This is a genomic window from Microcoleus sp. A006_D1 (genome assembly GCF_036702805.1).
Taxonomy (GTDB): domain Bacteria; phylum Cyanobacteriota; class Cyanobacteriia; order Cyanobacteriales; family Microcoleaceae; genus Microcoleus.
The window spans coordinates 1-3,466 of record NZ_JAUBVZ010000007.1 but is presented as its reverse complement, the minus strand read 5'-3'; the positions used below and the strand labels follow the sequence as shown (position 1 = coordinate 3,466).

At 47.5% G+C, this 3,466-nt stretch carries 4 protein-coding genes; 1 reads left to right on the top strand and 3 read right to left on the bottom strand.

All coding sequences use genetic code 11. The features are described 5' to 3' along the window. Nucleotides 1–221: 221 nt before the first annotated feature. Nucleotides 222–2,024, top strand: a complete 1,803-nt coding sequence (gene cobJ, locus QUB68_RS14245; RefSeq protein WP_332993409.1) for a precorrin-3B C(17)-methyltransferase — start codon at nt 222–224, stop codon at nt 2,022–2,024. Between the two features lie 115 nt (nt 2,025–2,139). On the opposite strand, the gene QUB68_RS14240 is transcribed toward cobJ, so the two are convergent. The 3 genes from QUB68_RS14240 to QUB68_RS14230 form a co-directional block, all read right to left on the bottom strand. After that, nucleotides 2,140–2,358 (bottom strand): type II toxin-antitoxin system RelE/ParE family toxin, encoded by a 219-nt coding sequence (locus QUB68_RS14240; protein ID WP_332993408.1) that lies wholly within the window; start codon nt 2,356–2,358, stop codon nt 2,140–2,142. Nucleotides 2,359–2,433: 75 nt separating this feature from the next. Beyond that, nucleotides 2,434–2,724, bottom strand: a complete 291-nt coding sequence (locus tag QUB68_RS14235) for a hypothetical protein (protein ID WP_332993406.1) — start codon at nt 2,722–2,724, stop codon at nt 2,434–2,436. 129 nt (nt 2,725–2,853) lie between these two features. Further along, the gene (locus tag QUB68_RS14230; RefSeq protein WP_332993405.1) at nt 2,854–3,417 is read right to left on the bottom strand and encodes a nucleotidyltransferase domain-containing protein; all 564 of its coding nucleotides are present in this window, start codon (nt 3,415–3,417) and stop codon (nt 2,854–2,856) included. Between the last annotated feature and the right edge of the window lie 49 nt (nt 3,418–3,466).

The following is a 3,466-nucleotide window of genomic DNA, read 5'->3' as shown; positions in this document are numbered from 1 at the left end:
CAGAAAATACGATCAAATAATTCCCTAAATTCACAGGCAAGATGCCTGTGCCACTGATAGACAGAAAATACGATCAACTTCTTTTATTTCTCTTCCTTCGCGCCCTAGCGCTTACGCGCGGCTTCGCCTAACGCGCCTTCGCGGTTCGTCAAATATGTCTTATTGAAGTAAGAACAGATTAAAATAATCAAACCAATCCAAACACAGCACTAATTACAACCGTGAATCGAGTTACTCCCGCAATAATTATCTTAGGTCAAAACAGCCTACCGATCGCCAAAACAATCTCCGCAGTCTTCCCCGGTTCCCAGATTTACGGTTTAATCGATCGCACATCCGACACAGATATCAACTTTAGCAACTTCGGCCAAACACTGCGAGAACTATTCGCCACAGAAACCCCAATCATCGCCATCTGCGCCGCCGGAATCATCATCCGCACCCTCGCCCCGCTGCTGTCAGACAAACGCGCCGAACCCCCAGTATTAGCCGTCGCCGAAGATGGAAGCGCCGTTGTACCGCTGCTGGGAGGTTTACACGGAGTCAACGACTTGGCGAGAGAAATTGCAGCAGCCCTCGGCGTACAACCCGCCATCACCACGACGGGAGATATCCGGTTTCGCACCGCGCTGCTAAGTCCTCCCCAAGGCTATTATTTGGCGAATCCAGAGGATGCGAAGACTTTTATTTCAAATTTGCTCGCCGGGGCGAAAGTACGGCTAGAAGGGGCTGCAAGCTGGCTTTCCGAGAGCAATTTGCCGTTAGCGCAGCCCTCGGAGAGGATCGCCCCCGAAGCCAAATTAACGATCCGCGTCACCGAAAAAGCAATTGTACCAACAGCCGAATGTTTAGTTTACCACCCGCAAATTGTGGCATTTGCACTCACAAAGCTATCGAATATCGAGCCGGAAATAGCAGTTTCATTCGTGCAGCAAGTCTTAGAAAATGCAGATTTAGCAGCAGCTTCGGTTGCTGGATTTTTTGCATTAAAAGATGAGATGGGAAATCCGGCGCTAGAAGCAATTAGCCATTTTTTCAAAGTCCCCGTTCGTTTTGTCAATCTCTCCGAACTTGTGGAATTCGACTCGGTTAAATTAATAGAATATAATGCCAGTTTTGATGTCACAGCCGCCCAAATTGCCCTGACAGCAGCGGGTGCAAACAGTCAGTTAATCGGGTACGATCGCACAAACGCCTTCAGTTGCGCGATCGCACTGGCTGCAAAACCCCTGGATGCAAGCGCGATCGGCATTAGTCGCGGCAAACTGGCGATCGTCGGTACGGGCCCCGGAGGCGCGCCCTGGATGTCCCCGGAAGTTAAGGAAATTCTGCGCGAGGCCACAGATTGGGTGGGTTACAAGTTCTATCTCGACTTAGCTGGAACCCTGCGGGAAGGACAAAACAGGCACGATTCCGACAACCGCGAAGAGATCGATCGCGCCCGTTTTGCTTTAGATTTAGCAGCATCCGGCAAATCCGTCGCCGTGGTTTCTTCGGGAGATCCGGGTATTTTTGCGATGGCTGCGGCGGTGTTTGAGGCGATCGACTTTGACAGCAAACCCGAATGGCAAGGCATCGATCTGAGGGTAGCACCGGGCATTTCCGCCATGCAGGCGGCCGCTGCTGCGATCGGAGCACCCCTCGGACACGATTTTTGTGCGATTTCACTTTCGGATATTCTCAAGCCTTGGGAGGTCATAGAACAGCGGATTTCGGCGGCTGCAAAGGCCGATTTTGCGATCGCATTTTACAATCCCATCTCGAAACAGCGGGTTTGGCAATTGAAAAGGGCGATCGAGATTTTGTTGGAAACTCGCGATGCTAAAACCCCGGTTGTATTGGGAAGAAATCTCGGCCGCCCAGGCCAATCCGTGCGCGTTTGCACTCTTGGCGAATTCCAGCCGGAAGACGCAGATATGAGAACTTTAATAATTGTCGGTTCCAGTCAAACTCGGACTATTCCGCGCAAATATGGAGATGTTTGGGTTTACACGCCGCGCAGGTACGAGAACGACTCTAAGTGATTTGTGAACAGCACCATTTCTCTCTTTTCTCTTTCTCTGTGCCCTCTGCGCCCTCAGCGGTTAGTACAAAAAAATCTTCTTCGCAAAACCCGCCACCAATGAACACTGCTTTGACTCAATCAGTATTGAAAACATCCTGCAAGTTACGATAACCGCTAATAACTCGCAAAATCTCAATACCATCACCAACTATTTGGTAAAAAATGATGTATCCCATCAATGGTATACCACGTAAATTTGGAGCAAATTGTGCATACGAGCGCCCCAAATATGGATACTCAGCCAGATACTGACATTTTTTACCAAATGTTTCTACTTTCGCGATCGCCCGCATCTACACTTTGCGCCAAAAAGTAATCAGAAATTTCCGATAAATCTCGACTAGCCTCGATCGTAATTAGCAAGCGATTCATACTATTACTTGTCTGGCTTTTTTCACCTTATCTCTAAGTTGAGCTAATACATCATCTGCATTGAGCAACTCACCGCGTTGCGCCTGTTCTCGTGCTATATTGATTTTATTCCGAGTTTCTTCAACCCAAGCTAAATAGTTTGGGTTGTTGCTGCTATCGGATAAAGTAATGTCGTCAATCAATAATAGCAAGGCTGTGTTAATTGCTTCTTCAAGAGAGGAATATTGACCGTGATTTACTAAAGCTTCAAGGACTTGGGTTTGATCTGGACTCAAGGTGATTTGCATTGTTACCTCTGATGGTGCAAGGGTTGGACAATACTTTTACTGTATCTCATTTTATAAAAAAAGCTCACAAAACTATTGTGGGATGGGCGTCCCGCCCGTCCTCCACCTGCAATTTACACATGAAACAGCTTAGTTAAAAGATGCCAACCTCACCTTTACCAGAAAATCGTTTAGAGCAACTTTTGCATTAGGATTTGACGGTAAATGACTGTTAAAACTTGCCTCTTCTAATACATTAATTAGCCGATCGCGATCCTGGTGATAAAATGCAATATCTGTATCCTCCAGCAGCGACTTTTCCGCCCCAGCCAGCTTGCGAGCAATCAAATCGGGAATATACGGCAACTGGAACTTCTGATTAAGTTTAACCAAATTCGCCTCAACCTCCCCCGTTTGCATCAAATGAATCCCCGCCAGCAACACGCGGTAAACATACAGCAGCGGCTTAACCCGACGCGGGCTTTCTTTCTCAAACAATCGCCATTGAGTTTGAGCAAAACCGAGATAGTGGTGGCTGTGGTGCTTGGTAATGCAGTTCGAGGCGAGAGCCTTTAATTCCTCATGTTCCTCGCTACTATAAACTATGAGTGGCGAATAGAGTTGTTCCAACACATAGCCGTTGCGCTTCAACAACAACTCCAGAAACTTCTTAATATCGTGAGTGACTAAGTAGGTAGGCGCTGTAAAACGCAATTATGTAAACGATTGTAAAGTATCAAAATGCCCTAAGCGTGGCTAAGTC

Bases quoted from the DNA above. Each gene is read 5' to 3' on its own strand.
- QUB68_RS14235 (WP_332993406.1), bottom strand. From the start codon at position 2,724: ATGCAAATCACCTTGAGTCCAGATCAAACCCAAGTCCTTGAAGCTTTA.
- QUB68_RS14240 (WP_332993408.1), bottom strand. From the start codon at position 2,358: ATGCGGGCGATCGCGAAAGTAGAAACATTTGGTAAAAAATGTCAGTAT.